This is a genomic window from Kitasatospora sp. NPDC015120 (assembly GCF_043080305.1).
Taxonomy (GTDB): Bacteria; Actinomycetota; Actinomycetes; order Streptomycetales; family Streptomycetaceae; genus Kitasatospora.
This window is the reverse complement of sequence record NZ_JBIBVJ010000002.1, coordinates 258831-285290: the sequence shown is the minus strand read 5'-3', so window position 1 is coordinate 285290 and position 26460 is coordinate 258831. Positions and strand designations below refer to the sequence as shown.

Below are 26460 nucleotides of genomic sequence, written 5' to 3'. Positions count from 1 at the left end.
GGCCTTCCGGCCCGGCTTCCCGCCCGGCCCGGGCCGTCGTAGCCGCCACGTATGCTCGACGGCGGGAGCGGTAGTCCGTAGCGAGCTTGGGAGCAGCAGTGGCCGTCTGGGACGACCTGGTGGGCCAGGAGCGGGTGGTCGAGCAGCTGACCGCCGCCGCCCGGGCGGCCGGGGCGATCGTCGGTGCCGGGCGCGGCGCCGAGCCGCAGGCGGGCGGCAACGCCTCGCTGATGACGCACGCCTGGCTGTTCACCGGCCCGCCCGGGGCCGGCCAGACCACCGCCGCGCGGGCCTTCGCCGCCGCGCTCCAGTGCACGAGCCCCGACCTCGCGCTCGGCGGCACGCCCGGCTGCGGCTTCTGCGACGGCTGTCACACCGTCCTCGCGGGCAGCCACGCCGACGTGAAGTACGTCCGCACCGACGGTCTGTCCATCGGCGTCGGCGACATGCGCGACCTGGTGCTGCGCGCCTCCAGCTACCCGACCGGCGGCCGCTGGTCGGTGATCCTGGTCGACGCCGCCCACCGGCTCACCGAGGCCGCCGCCAACGCACTGCTCAAGGGCGTGGAGGAGCCGTCCCCGCGCACCGTCTGGCTGCTCTGCGCCCCCTCGGTGCAGGACGTGCTGCCGACCATCCGTTCCCGCTGCCGTCTGCTGGTGCTGCGCACCCCGGCCGCCGAGGCGGTCGCCGACATGCTGGTGCGGCGCGACGGCGTCGAGCCGCACACCGCCCGGCTCGCCGCGCTGGCCGGCCAGGGCGACGTCGAGCGGGCGCGCCGGCTGGCCGTCGACGAGCAGGCCCGGACCCGCCGCACCGACGTGCTGCGGATCCCGCTGGAGGTCGGCGACATCGGCGGCTGCCTCGCCGCCGCCCAGCGCCTGGTCGACACCGCCAAGGCCGACGCCGAGGCGCTCGCCGAGACCCAGGACGCCAAGGAGACCGACGACCTCAGGGCCGCGTACGGCGCGGCCGAGGGCAGCAAGGCACCGCGCGGCATGGCCGGGGCGGTCAAGGAGCTGGAGAAGCGGCAGAAGAGCCGGGCCACCCGGACCCGCCGCGAGACCCTCGGCGTCGCCCTGCTGGACCTGCTCGGCTTCTACCGGGACGTCCTCGCGCTCCAGCTCGGCTCGACCGGCGCGCTGGCCAACGAGGACCAGCGGCCGGCGCTGGACCGGGTCGCCCAGGCCGGTCCGCCGGAGTCCACGCTGCGCCGGATCGAGGCGGTGCTCGCCTGCCGGCGGGCGCTGGACCGCAACGTCGACCCGCTGCTCGCCGTCGAGGCGATGACCGTGGCGCTGCGCGCGGGCTGAGCCTCCGCCGGGTCGGGCCGAGCCGGCGTCGGGTTGGGCTGAGCCGTCGCGCCGGTCCGCCGCCGGGGCGGGCCGAGCCGTCCTCGCTCCGGTCCCGTCCGCCGCCGGGGGCGTCATTCGGCCTGTCGCCTCCCTCCGGCGTCCCACCTTCGAGTGAACGTGCGTTACGCGCCGGGCACACGCGTGTGCGAGCCCCGGCTCGTCCCGCACGCTGGGGGCCGACTGCGCCCCGCCGCCGGGGCCGTCGCTCCCGTACGGTGCCGGGCCCGGCCGCCGGCCGGCCGGCCCTCCTCCGAGGTGGTGCGTCCCATGGTCCGTTCGCTCCTGATCGTTCCCCTGCTGGCCGCCGCCGGGGGCGGAGTCTGGCTGGCGCGCGGCGCGCTGCTGCGCTGGCGCGACCTGCGGGCGGCGGAGACGTACGAACTGGCCGGGGAGCACCGGCCGATGCTGCTGCGGGCGGCCGGGGCGATGGTCTGCGGGGTCGGCGTCACGGTGCTGACGCTGCTGACGGCGCTGGGCACCTTCGGTGCGCTGAGCGGCGACGGCACTGGGGACGGCGCGGGCGGACCGGGGGGCCTGACCGGCTCGGCCGGCTCGCTCGGATCGGTGGCCGGACGGCTCGACGGGTCGGGCGGGGGGTGGCAGGCCGCTCCGCCGGCCGAGGTCGCGGACGCCGCCGCGCCCGCCACGCCGGCCCCGCCCGCGCCGACGCCGTCACCCCTGCCGGTCGTCAGCCGCTTCGACAGCGTCGGCCACCCGGGCGGCGGGGAGCTGCTGCAGTCCGCCGTCCCCGGCCCGGACGGCCATCCGCGCAACGTCCGGGTCTGGCTGCCCGCCCAGTACGCCAAGGACCCGAACGCCCGCTTCCCGGTCGTCGTGATGCACGCCGCCACCCCCCGCAAGACCGCCGACGCCGAGGTCCCGGACGTCTTCGAGGGACTCGCCTCCGCCGTGCAGAGCGCCAAGGGCAAGCCGTTCATCCTGGTCGCCCCCGAGGCGCCGAACGGCACCGCGCACCCCTGCGAACTGGTCGCCGCCGCCCCGATGGCGGTCGCCGACGACGCCGCGCTGCGCACCACCATCGCGGCCACCTTCCGCACTCTGCCGCCCGGCCCGGCGGCCTGGGGCGCGCTCGGCGTCGAGGACGGCGCGCCCTGCGCCGCGGCCGCCGGTCTGGCCCGTCCCGACCTGTACGGCGCGGCGGCGGCCGTCTCCGGCCGGTACGACGCGGCCGCGCTCGTCCGCACCGGCGCCGAGGCGCCCGCCACCGGGACCCCGAGGCTGCTGCTCGCCGCCGGGAAGGCCGACGCCGCCGGGCTGGACGCCGCCCGCAAGCTCCAGTCGGCGCTGCGCGGCGGCACCGGCGCCGCCGCCCGCGCCGAGGTGCGGATCTCCGACAACGCGACGGACTACTCGGCGGACCGGATCCGGCTGCGGCTGGTCCGGCAGGCGGCGCAGTACCTCGGCGAGGCGCTCGGCAAGGCGTCCTGATCCCGGCCGCGCACGGCACTACGCTTCCGGTACTCCCGGTGGCAGTGGGGCCACCGGGGGTGAACGGCTGAGGGGATCCCGGATGCGGGCCGACAGGCGGCAGGACGCCCCGGCGCGGGTGCGTGCCGGGCGCGGGGGAGGAGCGGTGGCGGCCGTCCTGGCCGCCGGGCTGCTGGCGGGCGGCTGCTCGGCCGCCGGGACGACCCCGGACGCCGTGCCCGCCGGCGGCGGGGCGACGAGCTCCGCCACGCCGTCCGGGGGCGCCGACGGGGTCTCCGGGTTCGCGTCCGCGCCGCCGGTCACCCCGCTGGAGTCGCTGCCCGCCGCCGTGCCCGCCGCACTCGCGCCCTACTACGGGCAGCGGCTCGCCTGGACGCCCTGCGACGACGGCTACGAGTGCACCGGCTTCCGGGTGCCGCTGGACTACGACCACCCCGCCGACGGCGACCTCACCCTGGCCGCCGTCCGCGCCCCTTCCGTCCCCGACGGGTCCGGCGAGCGCCTCGGCTCGCTGCTGCTCAACCCCGGCGGCCCCGGCGGCTCGGCCGTCGAGTACGTCGAGGGCGCGGCCCGGACGTACGACGCCGCCGTGCGGGCCCGGTACGACCTGGTCGGGGTGGACCCGCGCGGGGTCGGCCGCAGTTCCCCGGTCAGCTGCCTGAGCGGCGAGCGGATGGACGCGTACACCTCCGTCGACATCACCCCCGACGACCCGGCCGAAGTCGACGCCTTGGTGGCCGCCGCCAAGGAGTTCGCCGAGGGCTGCCGCCAGGGCGCCGGCGCCCGGCTGGGCCATCTGAGCACCGTCGAGGCGGCGCGCGACCTGGACGTGCTGCGCGCCCTGCTCGGCGACGAGCGGCTGAACTACGTCGGCAAGTCCTACGGCACCCTCCTCGGCGCGACGTACGCGGGCCTGTTCCCCGGCCGCGCCGGCCGGATGGTGCTCGACGGCGCGATGGACCCCTCGCTCGACTCGCTGGCCGGCAACCGCACCCAGGCGGGCGGCTTCGAGACCGCCTGGACCGCCTTCGCCCGGGACTGCGCCGCCCGCGAGGACTGCCCGCTCGGCCGCACCGAGCAACAGGCGGGCGAACAGCTCGCCGCCCTGTTCGCGGAGGCCGACGCCCGCCCGCTGCCGACCACCGACGCCGGCCGCCGGCTCAGCGAGGCACAGGCGACCACCGGTGTCGTCCAGGCCATGTACGCGGAGTTCCTCTGGCCCCGGCTGCGCACCGCGCTGGCCGACGCCCGCTCCGGCGACGGCACCGGTCTGCTGAAGCTCTCCGACGCCTACTACGGGCGGGAGGCGGACGGCTCCTACCCCAATCTGATGTCCGCCAACGCGGCGGTGAACTGCCTCGACCTGCCCGCACCGTTCACCGGCCCGGACGACGCCGCGCGGGCGGTGCCGGAGTTCGAACGGACCTCGCCGCGGTTCGGCCGGGACATGGCCTGGATGGCGCTGACCTGCACCTACTGGCCGGTCCGGGCCACCGGCACCCCGCACACCGTCCGGGCCGCCGGCGCCGCCCCGATCGTGGTCGTCGGCACCACCCGGGACCCGGCCACCCCGTACGCGTGGGCGCAGGCACTGGCCGGCCAGCTGGAGTCGGGGCGCCTGCTGACCTTCGACGGGGACGGCCACACCGCGTACGGCCGCCACGACGCCTGCCTCGACGGTGCGGTCAACCACTACCTGCTGGCCGGCGAGGCGCCGGAGAACGGGAAGCGCTGCGGGTCCTGATCCTCAGAAAGCTCCCGGTACGACGTTAGGATGAGCGCCCCTCACCGCTCTCCCACCTCACCGGAGCCCACCGTGCTCGGAGTCAACGACCTGGCGACCTACGTCCTCGGTGCCCTCGTCATCATCCTCCTCCCCGGCCCCAACTCCCTCTACGTGCTGTCCGTCGCCGCCCGCAAGGGCGTCCGCACCGGCTACCGCGCCGCCGCCGGCGTGTTCGTCGGCGACTTCACCCTCATCAGCCTGACCGCGCTCGGCGCCGCCTCCCTCCTGGAGGCCAACCCCGCCGTCTTCGCCGTGGTCAAGTTCGGCGGCGCCGCCTACCTGCTCTGGATAGGCATCGGCATGCTGCGCGCCGCCCGCCAGCTCTGGCGCGAACACCGCGCCGTCCCCGCGCCCGCCACCGCCGCGCCGGCCGCCGACCCCGCCGAGTCCACCGAGCGCCCGTTCCGCCGCGCCCTGGTGATCAGCCTGCTGAACCCCAAGGCCATCCTCTTCCTCCTCTCCTTCTTCACCCAGTTCGTCGACCCCTCCTACGGCAACCCGGTGCTCTCCTTCACCCTGCTCGGCGGCATCCTGCAGACCTTCAGCTTCCTCTACCTCTCCCTGCTGATCTTCGCGGGCACCACGCTCGCCACCGCCTTCAGCCGCCGCAAGCGCCTCTCCGCCGGCCTCACCAGCGGCGTCGCCGCCCTCTTCGCCGGCTTCGCCGCCAAGCTCGCCGTCTCCTCCGCCTGACCCCACCCCGCCACCGCGTTACGGATCACCGGCCAACCTGTGTAGACTGGCCCGCGTTGCCAGCACTTCCGGCAACGGCGCCGCCTTAGCTCAGTTGGCCAGAGCAACGCACTCGTAATGCGTAGGTCGCGGGTTCGAATCCCGCAGGCGGCTCAGTAGAGGCCCAGGTCATATAGCCCATGACCTGGGCCTTTTGCCATTCCTTGACGTTGAGCAGGCGTCAGCGACGCGCTACAAGATCGCTTGCGTGAGCGATGCGTGAGCGCCGGTGTTGATCTTGGGTTAGCCCTTGGCCTTCTTGGCCTTGGTCTTCGCCTTCTTCGCGGCCTTTCGCTTGGCCTTCTCGGCTTCGGCCGCGGCCTTGGCGTGAGCCTCGGCCTCGGTCCTCCGCTGGAGGGGAACGAGCCTCGCGGCGGCCTCGGCCGCGCCCTTGGCGATCTCGGGCAGGACGCTGGTGTAGGTGTCCGACGTGATCTTGATGGAGGAGTGGCCGAGCATCTCGGACACCACCTTCATGTCGACCCCGCCGGCGAGGGCGAGCGTGGCCGCGCCGTGGCGGAGGTCGTGCAGGCGGATCGGCGGCAGCCCGGATGCGGCGATCAGTCGCGCGAACATCTCGGTGACCTTGCCGGGGTGGAGCCAGGACCCGTCCTCGTTGGTGAAGACCCGGCCGGTGTTCTTCCAGGCGGGCCCCCAGTCGTTCCGCTCCTTCTGCTGCCGCTCGCAGTGGCGCCGCAGGACGGCCACCGTGTCGTCGTCCAGCGCCACGGTCCGGAAGCTCCCGTCGGTCTTGGGGTCGGACTCCTCGACCTCCCAGCCGTCCTGCACGAGCTGGGTCGTCACGGTCAGGGAGCTGTCGTCGAGGTTGGTCTCGGACCACAGCTGCCCGCACGCCTCGCCTCGGCGAAGACCGCGGAAGGCGATAACGTGCCACATCGCGTACAGGCGGTCGTCAGCGACGAAATCGAGGAACGCGCCAGTCTGTTGCGGCGTCCAGACCATCACGGGGAGGGCTTCACGCCGGTCTCCCGCCACTGCGCGACCCGCTCGGGTGTCCACACCAGACCCTTCGGCTTGGTGGCCGGGTCGAGCTTGACGTGGGCGGCCGGGTTGAGGGTGATCAGGCCCTCGGGGATCGCGGCGTTCAGGGCGGTCCGGAGCGTGGCCCGGATGCGCTGGCGGGTGGCCGCGCCGGTCGTCCGTCGGAAGGGCGGCATCTCGGCGAGTTCGGCGCGCAGAGCCTTGCGGCGGGCGCGGTTCTCCATGCCTTTGATCGGCACCGTGGCGAGCTCGGCCTTCAGCGCGCGCCGCAGGGCGTTGTTCTCCAGGATCTCCTCGTTGGCGTCAGCGATGGCCGTGAACATCTCGGCGAGCGTGCTCACCCGCAGCCGGTCGACGCGGATGTGCCCGATGCGGGGCTTGAGGTGGGCCCGCACGTCACACTCATAGCGAGTGATCCCGGACTTGCGGATCGCCTTGCCGGCCAGCCAGGTATTGAGCCACTCGCCCACGGTGACGCGGCTGGACCGATCCTGACCGGCCTTCAGGCGGTTGCGGGTCTCCTCGATATCGGGCAACAGCTGGGCCTTCTCGTCGGCGACCTTCACCAGGAGCTCGGCGACCAGGGCCAGGTCGTCGGGATCCTCCTTGCCGAGGGCGAGCAGGCCACGGACGTGGTCGAGGTCAGCCTGCGCCTCCTTGAGAGTCTCGTAGCCGGCGCGGTTGAACGAACGGCGGGTGCCGTCCTCGGAGTTGGGCAGCTCCTGGCGTATGGAGTAGGAGCCGTGCTTACGGCTGCCGGCCTTCGGGCACGCCTTGGCGAGCGGCTTTCGGTCTCGGCGTCGCGGCAGTAGCAGCGGTGGTAGGTGGAACCCTTCATTTGTCCTCCAGATCGGTGTTCAGTGGGGGAAGCTCGGCGTCGAGAAAGTCGAGACTCGGTGCGAGGTGCGGGACTTCCAGGCCGATCTCGCGCAGGTGTGCCCTGACGGGTTGAAGCCGCTCGCGGACGGCGGCGACGAGAGCGTCGAGTTTGTCCTGCGAGCCGGGAGGCCATTCCTCCCGGAACAATTTGAATTCCAGCTGGAACGCGTCGTGGTGTTCGTCCTGGAGCTCTTGCCAGATCCGTTCGTGCTTCCGGTAGAGGCAGAGCCGGTACATCCCGAGCGAGTGGCGGGCCTCTCCTGTGAAGTGGGTGAGCGCCGACCAGCGGTCGCTGGGCATCTCTGGCAGGTAGTCGACCCAGCCGCCGAGGGCTGGGGAGAAGAGCAGCTCGACCGGTGCGATGTCCAGGGCCTCGGCCACGACGATCAGCTCGGGAATCGTGATCGTCTTGCGCCTGCCGGATTCCCAGTTGGCGATGACGTTCCGGGGGACTTCGTAGCCCAAGTCCCTTGTTTCGTCGGCCACATCCTGCGCGGACAGTCCAAGGTCTTGCCTCCTTCGAGTGATTGCTCGGATGACGTGCTTGGTGATTCGTTCGGGCCAGTCGGGCGCGTCTTCGTCGTCGGTGGACCAGTGCTCCACTCCGGGCCTCGCCGCGCCGACAGCGGAGGCGAGGCCGCACGGTCCTACGAGGACACACCGTTGGTGATGGCTCGCGCGTTGGTCGGACTCCGCCAACTCTGACCACAAGAATTGCCCGCGCCCAGTGGGCCCACGATCGAGTGGCCGACGCCGGTTTCCCTGCGGCAACGGCCACTCAGAGCGCCCCCGCAGCCCCCTGCGAACTCGACGCCCTGCGGGTTCCGCGTCGGGCCGGCGGGGGCGCTCACCCAGTAGCCGGGGCGACACAGCCGTACCTGCTCCACCCCAACTCGGCGCTACGGAAGGATGGATGGATGACCGACTGGGAGTTTGTGAAGGACAGAACCGCCACCCAAGGTGCGGTGTGGAGGTCGGCCGATGGCCTGCTCTACAAGCGGACGGGTGGCGAGGACCTGCGGGCAGAGATCGAGTTCCAGCAGATGGCTTCAGGACTGGGCTATCCCGTGCCGGAGATCGTAGACAGCGGGTTGGAGGACGGCGGCTACTTCGTTGTCGAGCGCGCCATCGGTGACACCTCGCTACACGAGGAGGCGCTTGCCGACGCCCGGCGGGACGGGCAGGTTACCCACCAGGTGGTCGACACCGCGGCTGCTGTCGCATCGCGTCTCCTACGGGCCCAGGCGCGGCACCCACTGCCGGCAACGTCGTGGTTCGAGAAGGCCGCCTTCGCGGCAGAGGTCTTCGAGGAGAACCCGGACTTCGACACCTCGCGGGTCCACGAGGCGGTCAAGGTTGCCCTCGACCGGCTGGCCACGCTGCCGATGGTGCACGGGCACCTCGACTACGGCCTGCCGAACGTCCTGGAAGCCGGGGTCATCGACTGGCAGCACCACGGGCCGATCCCGCTCGGCTATGACGTCTACCCCGCGCTCGACATCGTGGCCTTCAAGGGCGGTGGCAAGGGCTACACGGTCACCTCGGGACAGCGCGCCGCCTACACCGCCGCGCTCGACGAGACCACCGCGTCCCTGATCGGACAGCAGGTGAGCGAGCACCTGGGCGACTTCCTGCTCGTCAAGTGCTTCTTCTTCCTTGCCCTCATGCGGCTCACCGACCCCACGCGGCACGACAAGCACATCAAGCGGCAGTATCGCCGCACCCTTTTCACGATGGGACTTGATCAGTATGAGTCGTCCAACACGATCGACACCGGCACCTTCCCCACTCTGAAACGGTTCACCGCTGAACACCGGTAGGCCGGTCCCCACCGTCCGCGATCGCGACTACCTGATGGACCACGGAGTCGTCTTCAAGGTCATCGGCGACAGCCACCCCGTCGCCCAGGCCGAACTCCAGCAATCCCGCACCGTCGTCGCCTTCACCCACCAGACCGCCGCGGTGGCTCTTCGATCCCTGCTCGAAGCCTGCACCTTGCCCGAGATCCTCGCCGAGGAGCGGAAGGGCAAGATGCCCAACGCCGCGATCCTCCACTACGAACTGCGAGACGGCCGGTTCACCCGGACGGGAACCACTACCCCGCCGATCTAGGAGGAGCCCGTGCGACACCTGTTCCTCAACGGGCCCGTCCAGAACGGCCCCTTCACCTTCGACACCCGCCCCGGCAAGGCCGTGGGCATCCGCCTCGCCGCCGCCCTCAACGCCATCCTGGGCTTACCGCCCGCACCCCACCTGTGGAACACCGTCACCCTCGCCGGAGACCTCCGCCACCGCCAGGCCGAGGGCCCGATGATCCCCCGCCAGCGGTTCGAGGCCGATCTGATCGCCGCCAAGTACACGTCCGGACAGTCCCCGGCGGGCGGCATCCTGACCGACACCGACGCGGAGGTCGCCAACCTCGCGCTGGAGATGATCGAGAACAACCTCCGCGCCGGCACCCTCACCATCGGCCGCGAGACCGTCCCCACCTGCCGGGCCTGCGGTCACACGACCGACACCGGCAGCCACCCCTGCAACGCCTGCGGCTGCACCGACACCCAGGAGCGCACCGGCCTCCACCTCGTCGCCGAACTCGCGAGGGACCGCCCCGTCCTCGACCGCTCGGACATCCACGCCAGCCACCGCCAGCAGCCCAAGCACCTCCAGCACACTGCCGGCAATGTCGCCGAGCGGCTGATCCTCTCCCGAACCGGCGACCACGGCATCGACCTCTCGCCCCTCGGCCTCAACGGCCTCGTCCTCGACCCGCGCGTCGGCATCCATGCCACCGTCCTCGCCGCGGCCCGGCGGCGCGAAGCGGACACGGCCGTCATGACCATCACCGAGAACGCGGCCAACCACATCGCCGCCCATGGCCAGCACTTCCGCGAACACGAGGGCACCCGGCTTCAGTACGCCCTGCACGGTCACCTCCCCTACGATCACACGGCCAGCCTGCAGCCGCTGCATGAGGCGTACCGAGCCACCCAGGAGGTCAGGGACGGCTTCGAAGCGTGGTTCCTGCCGCTCTTCTCGCTGAGGACCAAGCACGTAACCGGGCCGGATCAGTTGCCCGCGCTCTTCAAGCACTTCATGCGGGCACACCTGGCCAAGCCTGTTGCGCTCGACGAAGCCGCCTTCGAAGCCGTTCAGCGCTCGGTTTCCGCTGGTGACACGGAATGGATCACGAACAAGCAAGCGCTGGCCAACGTGATGACTGCCCGTGAGACAGCGCCTCCCGCCGCTGCGAGTGCCTGACAAACCGCTCCGACGTTTTGTGCGCCAGATCAGGCAGTGTCGAGGTCGAGGAGCACATCGGCGGCTGGATGGGGCCATGCAAGTGAGTCGTAGCCGCTGACCTGCTGCTCGATATGCGCCTTAGCCGTGGCGATCAACGATTCGGAATCATGGACCACCCCGCCGTGTGTGCGCCGCCGACCGTCGTGCACGGTGTCCCACATGCTCTTCTTGCTCTTGCGGGTGCTGGCGCCCTGCTCCTTGCTGCCGAAGCCCTTGAGCTTGCTGTTCCATATCGGTTGGTAGCCGACGCGCAGACCATTTTCGCCCAGATCGGCGTGCACGTCGGGGAGCAGGAGAGCCCGGAAGCGGAACTCGGCGATGGGCAGGCCGCCCTCGATGATCGAAATCCGGTGCTGCTTGAGGCGGCTGTGAAGAGGGTACTTTTCCCGGACCTTCTCCCCAGTAGCGCTGTTACTGGAGAGTGCCTGGCCCGCGTACACGGGGATCTGCAGGTGAGCGAGAGGCAAATACAAGTCCACGCTCGCGCCACGGTAGTAGAGCGCGTACAGCCCCGAACCCTCGAATCGCGGGATCTCGTGAGTCATGGAGACCAGCGGCTGTCGTTCGAACGTCTCGCAGATGGTGTTCGCGATCTGCTCGGTCGACAGAGGGTCGAACGAGTTCGGTGTGTACTCGGAGGTCATGTCTTCCTGCTCATTCATAGCCAGGTCCGACCTGAGGCCAGCGGGTGCGGCCAGGTCCGGATCGGGCTCACTGACTGGTGTACGTACGCGATCATTCCTCGTCGAATAGGTCGTCCTGGCCGATCTCCTCGGGTGAGGCTTCGGGCTCAGCTTCGACCACAGTTCCGGACCGGAAGTATCGCCACGCGCTCTTGTACTCGTTTGGCGAGTCCGCATACATGATCACATAGCCCATGAGGGCCGCTACCTGCCATGCTTCGGGCAGCGCCTCGGAAAGTAGGCGGAACGCCTCATTGGCCGAGAGCCCAGCGTGCGGCACTGTCACAAACGAGGACTTCGAGCGCGGTGGCTCCGCGTACCGGAAGTTGTAGGGCAGCCCGCTCTTGAGCGCCTTCAAGAAGGCGTGCAGAGAGGTATCTCCCGGGACAAGCCCCTCGACGGGTCGGTCCAGGTCGATCGGGAACACGACGTCGAAGTGGTTCTTCTTCAGGATCGTGCTGTCACGCTGGCGCCCCGGGTCTTTGTTACCGAAGCCGTTGTTGTTCCAGGGGATGCTGCCCATCTCCTTGTGATGGCTGATGAGCAGCTGTTCCGGCGCGAGCGCGGAGAAGTCCTCCGCGACGTACAGGCAGGAGAAGGCGACGTCATCAAGGTCGATGTTGCGGCGCCCCGAGAGCTTGCGCAAGTGGTTCCGCAGCCGGCCAGGCAGGGTCTTGTCGGCCTTGCCGACGTAGACGAAGTCGCCACCTAGGTAGAGCTGGTACACGCCGGGCCGCTCGTCGAGTTGTACGAGGTTCTCGTCGGCCAGCGGCGCGCGTCCCAGGTGGGAGAGCGCGTCGGCCAGCTGATCACCAAGTGCCTTGGTGATGCTCAGCCGGAAGTCGTCGTGGTAGGTGCCCCGACCGTTCGGCCTGGCCGCCTGTGTCATCTCGCACCGCTCCTCGTCCGGTATTGATCAAGGCAACCCTATGTTCTTGCTCACTATCAGGGGACACGTTCGGGTGAAATCCCGCCAAGATCACCAACTCCGCGGTATGGTTCTCGCATGGTTGACCAGCCTGAAGACATGAAGAAGCCGCGGACCAGTGTTGAGCTATTCGCGGGCGGAGGCGGCCTTGCCATGGCGGTCCACCAGGCGGGCTTCCGCCCACTGCTGTTCAACGAGTTCAACAATCGGGCCTGCGAGACCCTTGTGGCCAGCGCGCGGAAGACCCTTGGCGTCGACGGCCTGCTGCGTACCGAGGAGCGCAGGCCCTCGCCGCCGAGGCCGGGCGAACCGGCCCCTCTCTACCCGGGGGACGTCCGCGATCTCGACATGAGCAAGCTCAAGGGGCAGGTCGACGTCCTCGCCGGTGGACCCCCGTGCCAGCCGTTCAGCGCGGGCGGAGTCGCCAAGGGCGACGAGGACAAGCGCAACATGTTCCCCGCCATGTTCCAGGCGGTGCGGGAGATCCGGCCGAAGGCCGTCATCTGCGAGAACGTCCGAGGTCTGCTGCGGCCGTCGTTCGCGGAGTACTTCCAGTACATCCAGAACGAATTGAGCCTCCCGTTCGAGAAGCGGGACGATGAGGCGAGGTGGCAGGATCACAACGCCCACCTGACGCGCATCCTCGGGGGGCTCTCCGACGACGACGGCGACCCCGACCACTACAAGGTGGTGATGGTCCCGGTCAACGCCGCCGACTACGGCGTCCCGCAGATTCGGAATCGCGTGGTCCTTGTGGCCTTCCGGGCCGACCTGGGCGTCGACATCGAGGCTTTCACCAAGTACGTCAAGACGCAGCCGTTTTCGGAGCCGGCCCTGCAGCGCTCGATGCGGGACGAGGACGGTCCCTACTGGCAGCGCCATCCAGATGTGCCGGGGCATGTGCGTGACCGAGTTCGCGCGCGCCTGCCCAAGGTGATCAAGGAAGACGACTGCCAGCCGTGGCGCACGCTGCGCGACGCCATTGAGGGCTACGGCACAGACGAGAAGCTTCCGGCCCTGCCGGCGGTTGACCTGAGCCGACTCCACGAGAAGTTCAACTTCGGCAAGGAGATCGGCGTCGTCGATCACATCGGCTGGCCCGGTGCCCGGATCTACAAGGGCCACACGCCGAACGAGCTCGACCGGCCCGCCAAGACGGTCAAGGCCGGTGTCCACGGCGTCCCAGGAGGCGAGTCGGTAATGCTCACGGACAAGCTTGTCCGTGAGCCGTCCGCCGGCGGCGAGACCTATCAGCACCGCTACATGACCGTGCGGGAGACCGCCCGCGTCATGACATTCCCCGATGAGTGGCTCGGCTCCGGCCCTCGGGGCGAGCAAATGCGGCAACTCGGCAACGCGGTTCCGGTCGTGCTCGGCGAGTTCTTCGCCCACGCCGTTGCCGACGCCCTGACGGCAGCGGGACACTGATCGTATGCCGCAGATAGGGGATGGGGGGCACTGGAAAGAGCGGCTCCCCCCAGAGCGCGCGTACAAACGACGAGCTGGGGCCATCGCGCCAGCGCTGGAGCAGGACCGTGCGGCCGGAGGTCGCAACCATCGCAGTGTCGCTGTCGGCGACGGGCGCTTCGCACGTGCATCGATCACGCTTCGGCTGTACCGGCGTACGCGGCGCATTCGCGCGTACTTGCGCTGGTCGCAGGACGGTGAAACCCAAGAGAGGTACATCTGCGAGGTCGAGCGAGACTCCCGGAAGGAGAACTTGGCCGACGCGTGGCGACACGCACGGGAGAAGGGCCTGGTGACGGAAGAGCCGCTGCCGCCCGAGTCGACGGCCTCCTCGCAGGAGGTGCGCGCATCTATGCGAGCCAACCGAGGCAAGGACACCGGACCGGAACTGGCGCTGCGCAGCCTGCTCTACAGTCGCGGCCTACGTTACAGGGTCAACGCCAGGCCGCTGGCTGAAATTCGACGCAGCGCGGACCTGGTGTTCCCGCGCGACAAGGTCGCGGTCTTCGTAGACGGGTGCTTCTGGCATGGCTGCCCCGAGCACTACCGGCCGGCGATCAGGAACGCGGACTTCTGGCGAGAGAAGATCGAGGGCAATCGGGCCCGGGACGCCGAGACCACGGAGAAGTTGAGTGCGGCTGGCTGGACGGTCATCCGAGTCTGGGAGCACGAGGACCCAGCTGCGGCAGCGGAACGGGTCGACCAATGGCTCCGACGGCTGCGGAGCTCGGTGTCTTCCGGAAAGCCAACAGTGGTTGGCGGTTGAAGTGCCGTCACCGGTTCCGAGCTCCCGCCGGCAATGACGCTCGGGCTGGTTGTCCGAAGACGGGGTGTGCCAGCGACAGGCAGCGCGACATCGCGGCGCACTGTGGCATTGACCTGGCTCATCTGCACCAGACCGTGATCGTAAATCCGGACTACGTGGGCTGAAGCCGCCTCGCCGATTGGGATCGCGTCGTCGCAGACGGCGGCTCGTTGGCTGCCGCCGTCTGCAACTCATCAGATCAGTTCACTCTGGGGCTGCGGTAGCCAAGAAGCCGGTCGGACCGAAGAGGGAAGTCCGGTTCAGGTAGCGGTTGAAGTAGTCGCAGGCGGGTTCCCCGAGATGCAGGCACGCATAACAGGCGCCGCCGTTGCGCTCACACGCGGGATCCATGGCGCACCTCGATTCCGCACCAGCGATGGTTGCCAGGAGGAGGTGGAGGTCATTCTCGAAGACGGCCTGCAGCCCGCCCAGCACGAAGTCCCCGCGGCTGGCAGCGAAGACGAAGAATCCGTTGTGCCTCGGGACGAGGTACTCGCCGAGACCTTCACGGTCAACGCCGGCGAAGACAGCGAGTTGACGGATGGCGCGGTGGGCGTAGGAGTGGATGAGCGTCAGGAGGTCCCGGCCCACGGGTGCGGCGTCCACTGGGTCGCTGAACCGCGAAGGCGGGGCCACGTGAGCGGCAAGGACACTTCGAGCAGTGCGCGCGTCCTGGGCGGCCGACAGGGAGTGGCCCCGCTGGCTCAGGGCGGCGTGGACCAGCAGGGGGTCGAGGCGGAAGAAGAGTGCTTCCGTTGCGCGCAGGTCAGCGTAGACGCGACGGCCACTTCTACCTGTGAACAGGCTCAAGCGAGACGCCCCTGGCTCGCCGCTTCCTCGGGTGTAGCCGTAGACGGCTTTGAGGACGGGGAAGTCGGTGAACAGATCGACCCCGGCCAGTCCAGCCCGGCGCAGTGCGGCGGGGTACTCCACCTCATAGCGGTGGAGCGCATCGGCGGGCGTCGCAGGCGTGACGAGGTCGCCGATGCGGCGACGCGAATCCTTCTCGGTGGCAGCGAGCGCGACATCGACAGCCTCACGCTCGGCCGCTTCGATCTGCGAGGCAGGCGCACTTGCCAGCGCTCCAAGGTCCTCTTCGATGCCAAGTTCGCCTGCCTGACTGGCCACAGTCGCCATCTGCTCGGCCACTGCCCGCGTGAGGCCTGACGCCACCAGCTGGTCGACCAGGGAGGTCTGGGTCTGGCGGCCTGCCCCAGGCTCTGCGTCCTCGAACCCGCCCAGCGCCCAGGTCAGTGCTCGCCGCGGACCACCGGACTCGGTGACGCGGCGCATCGCGGCACGGCTGGCGGGGTTTACCTGAGTGAAGGTTTGAGGGGTATAGACACTGGCTGAGCGGTGCACGTTGTAGCGGATGAATTCGGCGGCCTTCCCTTCCGAGTAGCGCCGCCCGCACGGACACTTGCGGAACCCGAAGCCCTTCTGAAGCTCCCGGTGGCATACCGGGCAGTCGAAGCGAACGCGTGCGGCATCCATGCTGGACTGGTGCGGCATGCGCACCTGGTGATGCTCGCGGCACCTTGGAATGACAGGCTGCTCAAGCAGCCCGCAGTCGTGGAATCCGACGAAGTGCAATTGTTCCCAGCGGTTGTTGCCGCATGGGCAGCTCTTGGGGTTGCCAGTCTCCACCAGGCGACAGACCCGGCAAACCCAGACGAGCGGGAAACGCTCCACGCGCACGCCGCGCTCGGGGTTGACGGCCACCACCTCGATCGGCCCCCCGGAGCGCAGGAAGCTTACGGCGCTAGGGTCCATGCCATGCTCAACCCAACCCTGTAGTTCAGCGATGAGACGTCCCCGGATGATCGCGTCGTCGACATCAACGACGCGCGGATCCTTCCACTCGGTGGTGCGCCAGATTCCGCCCTTGAGATCGGCGGTCTGCTGGGGCAGGAAGCCGTACAGGATCTGTGAGCCGCTGCGCTGGTCCTTCATGTGTACTTCTCCGAGTTCGGTCAGTCGTCGCTGACAGGGATCTGCGCCTCGACGTCGCGCAGCGAGCGCATAGGAACGCGTGAGAGCAGTTGTTGTGGCCATCGGGCACCGTCGCCGGGGTTCTCCAACCGCATGAAGTACGTCTCCAGCTGGCGAGCGACATCTCCGACCGCCAGGTGCTGCTGGTTTTCCAAACCGAGGGCTGCGGCGCAGGCTCGGGCTTCCTCGCCGGCCGCCAGGCCCGTTTGGCTCGCGTACTTGCGAAGTAGATCCACTGTGGTCAGTCGGCCGCCAGCGGACCGCGGCTCGTGAACGAAAAGGCGGCGCGCCTCAATGGCAGCGCTGGTTGTCAGCTCAAGGACACGGCGGCTCGACCGGGTGACAGGAATGGGTTCCACGAACCGGTCACCCTGCTCAATGAAGGGAATGAAGTGCGAGAAGACAGCGGCGTCGCGTTCGCGCCCGATCTTGTGAATGACGTAGACCAAGCCTGGGTGGGCTCGCCCAACACGCGCGGTGGCCTGAATGAACTCGGCGGTGGTGAGCGGCACGCCAAGTACGGTCATGATGTTCAGACGGTCGACGTCCACCCCGTGGGAGATCATCGACGAGGCTGTGACCACGTGAAGACGGTCATGGAAGTCCTCCTCCGGCCGAAGCAGCCGCCGCAAGGTCTCGCGGACCTCGTCAAACGGTGTCTGACCAGTCAACTGAGCGATGTTCAGCGGATCGACAGGCACCTGTGTCCCCAGAGAGCGCCTGGCTGCCTCCACATCGCGCACGGTGTTCCCGTACACGACGTGCGTACCGTACAGATCGAGGAGCATCGGTACATGGATCGTGTCGATGCCAGCCTGAGCACAAACAACGTCAGCGTCTTCGAGAAGCCAGCGCACTGACTGCTGCACGATGGTCGTAGTGCGGTCGGAGACCCACTCAAGGGTGACTCCGCGAGGCCACACCGCGACGAATCTGCGCAGCGGATTGTCCGTCTCACGAGTCCAGAAGGATTCGCGAGCCGATGGTCCGGGGACGGGGAAGACCCGGCCGGAGCGGTTGTACAGGACCTGTACCTGCCGATCGAACCCTGTCAGAGTTGCGGATGAGGCGATGATCTTCGGTGTGTGGCCGGTAAGTTCCAGCTGCAGCGCGTCCAACAGTGACTCGTAGTGGGAGTCCACCGCGCCCAGGGAGTCGCGCAAGAGGTGCAGTTCGTCCTGCAGTCGGAATGACGGAGCGAAGCGCACGCGCGTCGCAGGGCTCAGCGGAACCACGCTCGCCTCGCAATCGGGAACAAGGCAGCCGCTCGGGCGCTTGGAACGCTTGGCGTAGGTGAAGCCGTGGCCGGGGCGTGAGCACTCGCCCGCCGGGCCTTCAACGAAGGCGCGCATGCCTGCTTGCATGGCGATCAAGGCGGCCTTGTCCAGGGTGCCGATGACCACGGTGGGCAGGAAGCGATAGATCTCCTGATCGACAACGTAGACAGGGAGCGGTTGGCCTCCCGAGGGACATTGGGGCGCCGGACAAACATGACGCAAGACCCAGTCGCCCCGGTGGAATTTCATGCGGATCTGTTCCGATCCGCAGAATGGGCAGGCGTTGAGCACCTGGTACCGATTGGCCATTCCGGGCTCGTCAACATCGATCGGGTTGAACTCGGTGGGTGCCGTAGGGATCTCGTTGGGTGTGGCACTGGAACCGATGAAGTAACCAAGCGAGATCGGCGAGCCGACCACATCGTACTCGCGGCGGACCAGCTCGGCCGCAGCCAGCGCGTCCGCGAAGCGCTGGGTCTGCTGCAGAGACAGCATGCGCAACGGAAACCTGCTCCAGGCGGTGATGCCCGCCAGCTTCCCCCGAAGACGGTCGTAGAAGGCAGCGAGTACGAGCAGCCCCAGATAGGTCTCCGTCTTGCCGCCACCAGTGGCGAACCAGACGGTGTCCACCGTCTGCCAGTCAGTGCCCTGGCGGACGAGCGACGGCAATACCGAGAGCACGAAGCCGATCTGGAACGGGCGCCATCCTTCGTACCTGCCCCGAGCCGCGCGGTGCATCGCCCGATTCATCAGCCTAAACGCCTGGCGAAGATTGTCGTCCAGCTCAAGCGCCGCGACTCCAGCGCGCAGTCGTTCCAGCTCGACGACGTGTTCAGCGGCCGCATCCCGGGCCTGGTCGAGCATCTCAGGCTGCCACTGCCCCTCTGCGGCTCGACGTTTCAGACTGTCCGGTGACCAGTGATCGTCCCCCCACGACGCGTAAGCGTCGACCAACTGCGTCAGCGTGGCAATCGGGTCCTCCGACAGCCGCTCGAAAGTCAGCGACAGGACCGCCGGATCGGTGCGCTCGAAAGTGTATTCGGGCCGACGCCGCTCAACAACCACCTGGTCGGTGGTGGTCAGCTCGCGGGGGCTCACGACGTCCACGCCGCAGTTCATTCCGATCGCTGGAATACGCCGGTCGTAGCGGAAGCTATCGGGCAACGACTCCAGCAGGAACGGCAGAGTCGGGAGTTCCTGCACTCTGAGCTCCACCTCGAAGAGGTGGCGCTCGCCGCGCTGGCGCGGTCCCTCAGCGGTCGTGTTGACAAGTTCCACCACAAGCTCGGGCGCCCCGCGCCATGACTCGTCAGTGATTCGCACTTCGGCACTGGAGCCGCTGGCTCCGACGCGTTCCAGGGCGACGGCAATCTGTTGCGCCCCGAACCTCCGTCCCACCGCGCTCGCCGGGGCTTCGATGTACACGAGCTCATCGATGCACCCGGTCTTCTCCCACTTCTCGTTCCGCTCCTGCGCGTCCCTCAATCGGTTCCAGGCCAGTGCCCGCACTCGGACCGCGAAGGACCAAGGGCCCGACTGCGTAGGACGCAGACGCATCCCAATGGCACAGGGATCCATGCGTCGCTCCCGGCCCACCGCTGCGGCTTCGCTTTCAGGCGCGAGCCGTCCCAGCCAGTACACCCCAGACGGATCAGCGTCCAGCACATCGTCGCCATCGCCTCGCCCTTCGGCCGTGACCTGCCGGTCAAGCCAGGCCACGAAGCGGCTCTGGGCCTCAATCACATCCTGCGTCATGCCGCTGCCTCCCGTCCCAAGTACTCCGCCGTCAGCGTCTTGAGTCCTTCGTTCGTCTTCAGTCGCTCGAGTAACTTCTTCTCCAACTGGCGCACGCGCTCGCGAGTGATGCCGAACTCCTTGCCCAGTGCGTCCAAAGTCATCGGCTCCTCGCCGTCGAGGCCGAAGCGGCCCTCGAGCAAGCGGGCGAGCCGCGGATCTGTGCCAGCTAGCAGGGTGTTGATTGTGTCGAAGATCTGTTCCCACAGGAGATGCCGCATGGACTCCTCCTCCGGAAGCTCGACCTTGGACGCGAGTACGAGATCCCCCAGAGTCGCGCTGCCCTCCTCATCGACCGGCACGTCCAGGTGGATGACGGGTGCGGAGTAGTCCAGCAGCGCGCGAATCTCCGCTGGCTTCTCCCCGAGCCCTTCGGCCAGCTCCGCCAGCGAGGGCTTCCGGCCGTTGCGCTCCTCGAAGCCACGCGCGTATCGATCGACACGGCGGAGATCCTCGCGCACATGCACTGGTAAGCGCACCACTGAGCCCGTGTTCGCGATGGCGCGACTGATGGACTGTCGAACCCACCAGGTCGCATACGTTGAAAACTTGTACCCCAGTGTCGGGTCGAACTTCTCCGCAGCACGGTTCAGCCCCAGGACACCTTCCTGGATCAAGTCGTCCAGCTCCAGGTCGCCCGCGCCTGGGAGAAACCGCCTTGCGATGTCGATCGCCAGGCGCACGTTGTGACGAACCAGGGCGTTGCGAGCGGCCTCGCCGTCCTGTACGAGCTCAGCGGCATCGCCCAGCTTTTCGCCGGCAGCTAGAGACAGGGCCGCGCGCTGGCCCATCTGAATCGTCCGCCCGAGCCGTACCTCCTCCTCGGCGCTCAGGATGCGGTGGCGACCGATCTGGTTCGCGGACGCCCCTGAGTGAGGTGTCCTGGAGCCTGCTGGCTCCGAGTTGACCACGTCATGGACAACCTCTGCCCGTACGGCGGACCCGTCATTGAGCACCCCGTGATCGCGTAGAACCGCAAAGGCGTGATCTAGCTGTTGCGGGGTGATGCCTCGTCGGCTCGCCACTTGCACGACGTGCTCTCGTTCAAGCCGCCCGAGGCGCTCGCTGTCTTCCAACAGCGCCTCAACGAAGTCCTCGATCACTTCATCCATTACCGAGGACGCCTCCCAACGAGGTCGAGAATAGAAGCCCTAAAGCCTGGTGGTGGCGGCCCTTCTGCCATCCGGGCCGCGCCATGAGAAAGCTATGGGTGCAAGTCGAAATGATGCAAGCGGAAAGCCGATTTATCTCGTATTGGTCCTTTGGGGCTAGTTTATCTGCTAGGTGCACCTTATTCATCATTGACCGCTATGCCGGACTCGTTGACTGAGGGTGGACGGCTCGCTAAGTTGGCCGTACGGCAGTGAACTCCAGCACGCTAAGCGCGACTTGGGCTGGGCGGCTGACACGTCGGGCGCCGCTCAGTTTGACTGGACATCGACATCGGCGCGTCTCGGGGTCCGGTGTCTCATGCTCCCTGGCGGTCCAGAAAAATTCAACGGACCGCTCATTCGAGCCCATTATTTCCAGCGCCACTGAGTGGCTTTGTAAATTATGGCGGAAGTAGTGGGAGGTGAATTTTTCGATTCCCCTTGTCCTGTCGCCGCCTGGAATCATGATTGGCCTATGGCTGCTCCCCCTTGCGTCACAAAGCTCGCCGCCCAGATCCAGGCCCACTTCGGCGGCGGCCCGTTCCCGCTGGCCTCGCCGCTGAACCGCTAGGTAGGTGGCGGACTGATCCGCGAGCCTCGTGTCGGCCGATACGCGGTTGCTGCCCTCAGAAGCCTCTTGGCAGGGCCGTCGAAGCGCTAACTTCCCGGTTGGTGGACGTTTCCCCGCTGACCTAGACCGCTTGATGCTGGGGCGGTCGGTTTCGGAGGGAGCGGCCAAAGGTAGTGGGCACGCCCGGATGGCGCGAGGTTTGGCGCGCAACCTTAGCGCGCCGCCGATGCCCTCGACGCCGTCGGCCCACAGTGACCGACCCTCTCGGACGACGATCACTGCAGCGGTGCCCCGCCGGCCGTCCGAAGCCGGAGCATCGGGCTACTCCCTCTCCGTCGCTGAGGGCGCCACGGGGCGGAGCAGGTCGAGGACGTGGGTCCAGGTGTACGTGCCGCGGCCGCTGCCGGCCTTGGGCTCGTGGGGGACGTGGTCGCCGATCAGGACGCCCATCGACCGGAGGCGGGTGAGGCTCTCCGCGTACGCGGGGTGCGCGGCCTGGGCGGAGTTGAGGAAGGGCTGGACGGCCACGGGGATGCCGAGGCCGTACGCCTCGCAGAGGATGCCGAGCGCGAGGGTGTCGGAGATGCCGGCGGCCCACTTGTTGATGGTGTTGAAGGTGGCCGGGGCGACGGCGATCGCGTCGGCCGGGGGTAGCGGCTGGGGGAGGCCGGGGGTGCGCCAGGCGGAGCGGATCGGGTAGCCGGTCTGGGCTTCGATGGCCTCCTGGTCTATGAACCCGAGTCCGTTCGGGGTCGCGATCACGCCGACTCCCCAGCCCTCGGCATGGGCTGCGGTGATCAGTTCGCCCACGCCGTCGGCGATGCCCGAAGCGCAGACGACGATGTAGAGGAACGGCTCACGGTGCTCGGTCAAACCCGGACTCCCAACTCCTGGCAGAAACGGCGAAGCCCCGGGACGACGCCGCGCCGGTCGCGAGCGGCCGTGTCACGTCCGGCTCCAGCACGCTGTACCTCGGCGGATCTCCTCCGAGGCACAGCTCTCCGCGATCCTGAGCGCCTTGTATCCCTCGGTCAGTCTGCCCTGCCGGCCGTAGGCCCGTACAACCTCCACCCACAATGCCGCCCGGCGCTCGGAAACCGGGATGCGCCTGCGCATCAGGGGCTGGGTGGCTCCCGGCACCGCTCCCGCGTCGGCGGGGACGACCGAGGCAAGTGCGGCGTTGGTCGGACTGAGGTTCGCCCAGGACGCGGAGGCGATGGTCACAGAGGTGAGATCCTTCGTTGAAGACTTGCACCTGGGGCATGGAAGAGGGCACTGACATCCCGGGAAGCCGGTTCGGCCAGGGCGTCGGCACGGCTATGGGCGGCCGGCGGTTTCGGCGCGGGCCGGCGGCCGGTCGTCGACGGGGCGGGCCGGTTCCGGGCGCCGCCGCAGCAGGGTGGCGACCAGTGCGGCGCCCGCGAGGGCGGTGAGGCCGCAGGCCAGCAGGGTGTGGTCGAGGGCGGTGGCGAAGGCGGTCCTGAGCAGGTCCCCGGGCAGGCCGGTCACGGTGCGGCCGGCGGCCAGCGCGCGGGCGGCGGCGTCCGGGTCGGGGACGGCGTCCGGGTGTCCGGCGAGGGCGTCGCGCAGGCCCCGGTGCAGGACGAGGCCGAGCAGGGCGATGCCGACCGCCTGGCCGAGCTGGCGGAAGGTGTTGAGGGCGCCGCCGGCCGTGCCGCCGAGCTCCGGGGGGACGGCCGCCATCGCGGCGGAGGCCAGGACCGGGCTGACCGCACCGACGCCGAGGCCGGTCAGCGCCAGCCCGGGCAGCGGCGCGGCCCAGCCCGAGGACCCGTCGAGCACCGTCTGGAGCAGCCCGCCCAGACCGATCACGGCCAGGCCGCCGGCCAGTGGCACCGCCGTCGGCAGCGCGGCGAGCCGGCGGCCCGCCAGCGCGGAGACCAGGAAGGCGGCGGCGCTCATCGGCAGCAGGGTGAGCCCGGCGGCCATCGGACCGAGGCCGAGCACCGACTGCAGCCACAGCGAGGTGTACGGCAGGTAGGAGAACGCGGCGGCGGAGTAGACGGCGCCGCACAGCATCACCCCGGTGAAGGCGGGGCGGCGGAACAGCGCGAGGTCCAGCAGCGGGTGCGGGGCGCGCCGTTCGGCCAGCAGGAACGCCGCGAGCGCCAGCACGGCGGTCGCGCCCGCGCCCAGGACGGCGGGCGAGCCCCAGCCGTCCGTCCCGCCGCGGATCAGCGCCAGGACGGCCGCGCCGGCCGCGAGGGTGAAGGCCGCGGCGCCGGGCAGGTCGAGCCGGGGGCCGCCGGAGCCGCGTGACTCCGGCAGGGTGCGCCGGGCCAGGACCAGGCCGAGCAGGGCGACCGGCAGGTTCACCAGGAACACCCACCGCCAGCCCAGGTACTCGGTGAGCAGGCCGCCGGCCACCGGCCCCACGGCGGCCCCCGCGCCGCTGACGGCGCCCCAGACCCCGAAGGCCACCGCCCGATCGCGGCCCCGGTAGGCGAGGTTGAGCAGTGCCATCGCGGTGGCGAACATCGCCGCGCCGCCGCCCGCCTGGACGATCCGGGCCACCACCAGGGTGGCGCCGTCCGGGGCGAGCCCGCAGGCCAGCGAGGCGAGCGCGAACACCGCCAGGCCCGCCGTGTAGACCCGGCGGCGGCCCACCCGGTCGGCCAGCGCGCCGAGCCCGAGCAACAGCGCGGCCAGGGCCAGCGCATAGCCGTCGAGCACCCACTGCAGGCCGTCGAAGCCCATGTCCAGCCCGGCGCCGATGTCCGGCAGCGCCACGATCACGATGCTGACGTCGGTCAGCAGCATGAACACCCCGAGGCCGACCGCGACCAGCGGTCCCCACTTGCGCATCCCCGTGTCCCTTCCTCCGTGTCGCCCGGTCCGGCCGACGCACCGTCACCTTCCGTGCGGGGACGGCCGGTGCGCCGCCCGGCGGGAGGATTCCGGCGGATCTCGACACCGGCTACCCTCCGGACGGTGGAAACCGTGACGCTGGACGAGCTGGACCGGGCCCTGCTGCACGCCCTGCAGGTGGACGGCCGGGCGCCGTTCCGGCGGATCGCCGAGGTGCTCGGGGTGTCCGACCAGACGGTGGCCCGCCGCTACCAGCGGCTGCGCGGCGCCGGGGTGGTACGAGTGGTGGGGCGCACCAGTGCCCGGCTGCTCGGCCAGGTCGACTGGCTGACCCGGATCCGCTGCGTGCCGGACGCCGCGGCGTCGATCGCCGAGGCGCTGGCCCGGCGGCCGGACACCTCCTGGGTGAGCCTGCTGTCCGGCGGCGAGATCGTCTGCAACGCCCGTGCGCCGGTCCGGCCGGAGCGGGAGGAGCTGCTGCTCGGCAAGCTGCCGCGGACCCCGCGGGTGCTGTCGGTCGCGGCGCACTACCTGCTGCGCACCTACGTCGGCGGGCGGGTGGCGTGGAGCGGGCGGACCTCGGCGCTGAGCGCCGAGCAGGCCGGGCGGCTGCTCCGCGCGGCGCCGGCGGCCGGGTCCGCTCCGGCGGGCGCGCCGGGCGTGCCGGGGTCGCCGGACGCGCCGGACGGGAAGGCCGCGCCGGGCGTGCCCCGCCCGGCCGCGCCCGGCGCGTGGGGACCGGTGGCGCCGGACGAGCTGGACCGCGCGCTGCTGGCCGCGCTCGCGGTGGACGGGCGGACGCCGCTCGCCGCGCTGGCGGCCCGGACCGGGAGCCCGGAGGCGACGGTGCGCCGGCGGCTGGCCGGGATGACCGGGTCCGGGCTGCTCTTCTTCGACGTGGACGTGGATCCCCGGCCGCTCGGCTACGGGATCGAGGCGTTCTGCTGGCTGACGGTGGCGCCGGGACGGCTGGCGGCGGTGGGGCGGGCGATGGCGGACCACCCGGAGGTGGCGTTCGTGGCGGCGACCACCGGTCCGGCCAACCTGGTGGCCGGGCTGGTCTGCCGGGACACCGAGGCGTTCTACGACTACCTGACGGAGCGGTTGGGCGCGCTGGAGGGCGTCGGCGCGCTGGAGACGGCACCGGTGATCAGGAGCGTCAAACGCGCGGGGTTGATAATGCCATAAATAAAATCATCCGCAAAAGATTCTGTCGGTCGAATGGCGATGATTTCCGGCAACGTGCAGGCTCCTGGCGCTCTGTAGATCATCGGACAAATCGAGAATTCCATGATTCTCCTCGAAAATGCCTGGCGGTGTCTTCGGGGCCCCCTTAGTATCTGAACGAACACTTTCGGTGATCGTTCGACGGAGGGCTGCGAAAGGGGGCTGTCATGCGTGAGCAGCTTCGGACCGTGCTGCGCCGGGTCGCCTATCCGTTCCTGCTGGTCGGCCTCGTCGTGGTATCGGTGGCGACCCTGCGTCTGCGCTGGGACCTCGGCCGGGTGAACCAGCTCTTCCTGCTCGGGACGATCGCCTACATGGCCTTGCTCGAACGGATGATTCCGTACGAACCGGAATGGCTTCCGAATGTGCGCGAGTGGGGCTGGTACGGCATCTACTTCGCGCTGACGATGGTCGGCGGGGCGCTGTCCCAGATTCCGGTCTCCGCTCTCGTCGGCTGGGCGGCGCCGTCCACGGGGGTGCTGCCGGTCTGGGGGGAGATCCCGGCCGCGCTGCTGCTCGGCTCGCTGGCCAATTACCTGGTCCACCGCTGGTGCCACACCAACCCGAGGCTCTGGCGGCTGCACGGGGTCCACCACGTGCCCGACAAGGTGAACGTCGGCAACAACGGGGTCAACCACCTGCTGGACGTCCTGCTCACCCAGGGCTGTGTCCAGTTCTCGCTGGCGCTGGCCGGCTTCTCGGAGCCGGCGGTGTTCGTGGTGGGCCTGTTCGTCGTCGCCCAGGGCTACTTCGTGCATGCCAACATCGACGTCCGGCTCGGCCCGCTCAACCACGTGCTCGCCGGTCCCGAGCAGCACCGGCTGCACCACAGCACCGACCTGGCGGAGGCCGGCCACTACGGTTCCGACCTCTCGGTGTGGGACCACGCCTTCGGCAGCTTCACCTGGAGACCGGGGCGCCGCCCGGCCGCGGTGGGGCTGGCCGATCCGGGCGCCTTCCCCGCCACCGGCCGGGTGATCGCCAGCCATCTCCAGGCCTGGCGCCGTCCGGCCCGGGCCGAGGGCTCCCCGACCGGATCGACCTGACCCCGCCCCAGCCGGTCGGCCCGCAGCCGACCAGCCCGCGGCCGACCAGCCCGCGGCCGACCAGCCCGCAGCCGTCCGGCCGGTAACCGAGCCGCCCGCACCCGTCCTTCGACCGACCCCCACCGACCGACCCCCACCGACTGACTCGCCCCACCGACCGGCCCGTCCCCTCGGCCGCCCCGGTGTCCGG

General features: G+C 69.6%; 20 protein-coding genes, 1 tRNA gene and 1 pseudogene. 12 read left to right on the top strand and 10 right to left on the bottom strand.

Annotated elements, in window-relative coordinates:
• Positions 1–98: 98 nt before the first annotated feature.
• From ACF1AK_RS06055 to ACF1AK_RS06035, 5 genes are all read left to right on the top strand, one after another.
• Positions 99–1310 carry a DNA polymerase III subunit delta' gene (locus tag ACF1AK_RS06055; protein WP_391497559.1) on the top strand — a complete coding sequence of 404 codons (1212 nt, stop codon included), beginning with the start codon at positions 99–101 and terminating at the stop codon, positions 1308–1310.
• Between the two features lie 309 nt (positions 1311–1619).
• Positions 1620–2801 (top strand): hypothetical protein, encoded by a 1182-nt coding sequence (locus ACF1AK_RS06050; protein WP_391497558.1) that lies wholly within the window; start codon positions 1620–1622, stop codon positions 2799–2801.
• Positions 2802–2883: 82 nt separating this feature from the next.
• Positions 2884–4545 carry an alpha/beta hydrolase gene (locus ACF1AK_RS06045; protein WP_391497557.1) on the top strand — a complete coding sequence of 554 codons (1662 nt, stop codon included), beginning with the start codon at positions 2884–2886 and terminating at the stop codon, positions 4543–4545.
• A 72-nt stretch (positions 4546–4617) separates the two neighbouring features.
• Positions 4618–5280 (top strand): leucine efflux protein LeuE, encoded by a 663-nt coding sequence (gene leuE, locus ACF1AK_RS06040; RefSeq protein WP_391498029.1) that lies wholly within the window; start codon positions 4618–4620, stop codon positions 5278–5280.
• A 79-nt stretch (positions 5281–5359) separates the two neighbouring features.
• Positions 5360–5433, top strand: a tRNA-Thr gene (locus ACF1AK_RS06035).
• A 129-nt stretch (positions 5434–5562) separates the two neighbouring features.
• Here the strand turns inward: ACF1AK_RS06035 and ACF1AK_RS06030 are convergent.
• A pseudogene (locus tag ACF1AK_RS06030) lies at positions 5563–7159 on the bottom strand (tyrosine-type recombinase/integrase).
• Positions 7156–7803: a helix-turn-helix domain-containing protein gene (locus tag ACF1AK_RS06025; protein ID WP_391497556.1), complete on the bottom strand. Its 648-nt coding sequence runs from the start codon at positions 7801–7803 to the stop codon at positions 7156–7158. Before ACF1AK_RS06025 ends, ACF1AK_RS06030 begins: the two are co-directional and overlap by 4 nt.
• A gap of 314 nt (positions 7804–8117) precedes the next feature.
• Between ACF1AK_RS06025 and ACF1AK_RS06020 the strand changes: the two genes are divergently transcribed.
• Genes ACF1AK_RS06020 through ACF1AK_RS06010 form a run of 3 tightly spaced genes read left to right on the top strand, consistent with a single transcriptional unit; the run spans position 8118 to position 10458 of the window.
• Positions 8118–9020, top strand: coding sequence for a phosphotransferase (locus ACF1AK_RS06020; RefSeq protein ID WP_391497555.1), 903 nt, complete (start codon positions 8118–8120; stop codon positions 9018–9020).
• Positions 9021–9054: 34 nt separating this feature from the next.
• A complete protein-coding gene (locus tag ACF1AK_RS06015) occupies positions 9055–9312 on the top strand; it encodes a hypothetical protein (RefSeq protein WP_391497554.1) in 258 nt (85 codons plus the stop codon).
• Between the two features lie 9 nt (positions 9313–9321).
• Entirely contained in the window at positions 9322–10458 is a 1137-nt protein-coding gene (locus ACF1AK_RS06010; protein WP_391497553.1) for a hypothetical protein, read from the top strand.
• Positions 10459–10487: 29 nt separating this feature from the next.
• Here ACF1AK_RS06010 and ACF1AK_RS06005 read toward each other — a convergent pair whose 3' ends face one another.
• Both ACF1AK_RS06005 and ACF1AK_RS06000 read right to left on the bottom strand, forming a co-directional pair.
• Complete coding sequence (locus ACF1AK_RS06005; RefSeq protein WP_391497552.1) at positions 10488–11162, bottom strand: Eco29kI family restriction endonuclease; 675 nt, start codon at positions 11160–11162, stop codon at positions 10488–10490.
• Positions 11163–11235: 73 nt separating this feature from the next.
• A complete protein-coding gene (locus ACF1AK_RS06000; protein ID WP_391497551.1) occupies positions 11236–12072 on the bottom strand; it encodes an Eco29kI family restriction endonuclease in 837 nt (278 codons plus the stop codon).
• A 117-nt stretch (positions 12073–12189) separates the two neighbouring features.
• On the opposite strand from ACF1AK_RS06000, the gene ACF1AK_RS05995 reads away from it, so the two are divergent.
• A complete protein-coding gene (locus tag ACF1AK_RS05995) occupies positions 12190–13539 on the top strand; it encodes a DNA cytosine methyltransferase (protein WP_391497550.1) in 1350 nt (449 codons plus the stop codon).
• A 292-nt stretch (positions 13540–13831) separates the two neighbouring features.
• The gene (locus ACF1AK_RS05990; protein ID WP_391497549.1) at positions 13832–14344 is read left to right on the top strand and encodes a very short patch repair endonuclease; all 513 of its coding nucleotides are present in this window, start codon (positions 13832–13834) and stop codon (positions 14342–14344) included.
• 243 nt (positions 14345–14587) lie between these two features.
• Here ACF1AK_RS05990 and ACF1AK_RS05985 read toward each other — a convergent pair whose 3' ends face one another.
• The 6 genes from ACF1AK_RS05985 to ACF1AK_RS05960 all read right to left on the bottom strand — a co-directional run bounded on the left by ACF1AK_RS05985 (position 14588) and on the right by ACF1AK_RS05960 (position 23994).
• Complete coding sequence (locus ACF1AK_RS05985) at positions 14588–16336, bottom strand: hypothetical protein (protein WP_391497548.1); 1749 nt, start codon at positions 16334–16336, stop codon at positions 14588–14590.
• A gap of 20 nt (positions 16337–16356) precedes the next feature.
• Positions 16357–19407: a helicase C-terminal domain-containing protein gene (locus tag ACF1AK_RS05980; RefSeq protein ID WP_391497547.1), complete on the bottom strand. Its 3051-nt coding sequence runs from the start codon at positions 19405–19407 to the stop codon at positions 16357–16359.
• Complete coding sequence (locus ACF1AK_RS05975; protein ID WP_391497546.1) at positions 19404–20558, bottom strand: sigma-70 family RNA polymerase sigma factor; 1155 nt, start codon at positions 20556–20558, stop codon at positions 19404–19406. The genes ACF1AK_RS05980 and ACF1AK_RS05975 overlap by 4 nt, the downstream gene beginning before the upstream one ends.
• A gap of 931 nt (positions 20559–21489) precedes the next feature.
• Entirely contained in the window at positions 21490–22041 is a 552-nt protein-coding gene (locus ACF1AK_RS05970; protein WP_391497545.1) for a flavoprotein, read from the bottom strand.
• 72 nt (positions 22042–22113) lie between these two features.
• Entirely contained in the window at positions 22114–22392 is a 279-nt protein-coding gene (locus tag ACF1AK_RS05965; RefSeq protein WP_391497544.1) for a hypothetical protein, read from the bottom strand.
• Between the two features lie 93 nt (positions 22393–22485).
• Positions 22486–23994, bottom strand: a complete 1509-nt coding sequence (locus ACF1AK_RS05960; RefSeq protein ID WP_391497543.1) for an MFS transporter — start codon at positions 23992–23994, stop codon at positions 22486–22488.
• A 126-nt stretch (positions 23995–24120) separates the two neighbouring features.
• Between ACF1AK_RS05960 and ACF1AK_RS05955 the strand changes: the two genes are divergently transcribed.
• Both ACF1AK_RS05955 and ACF1AK_RS05950 read left to right on the top strand, forming a co-directional pair.
• A complete protein-coding gene (locus tag ACF1AK_RS05955) occupies positions 24121–25185 on the top strand; it encodes an Lrp/AsnC family transcriptional regulator (RefSeq protein WP_391497542.1) in 1065 nt (354 codons plus the stop codon).
• A gap of 206 nt (positions 25186–25391) precedes the next feature.
• On the top strand, positions 25392–26270 hold the full coding sequence (locus ACF1AK_RS05950; protein WP_391497541.1) for a sterol desaturase family protein: 879 nt from the start codon (positions 25392–25394) through the stop codon (positions 26268–26270).
• Positions 26271–26460: the final 190 nt, after the last annotated feature.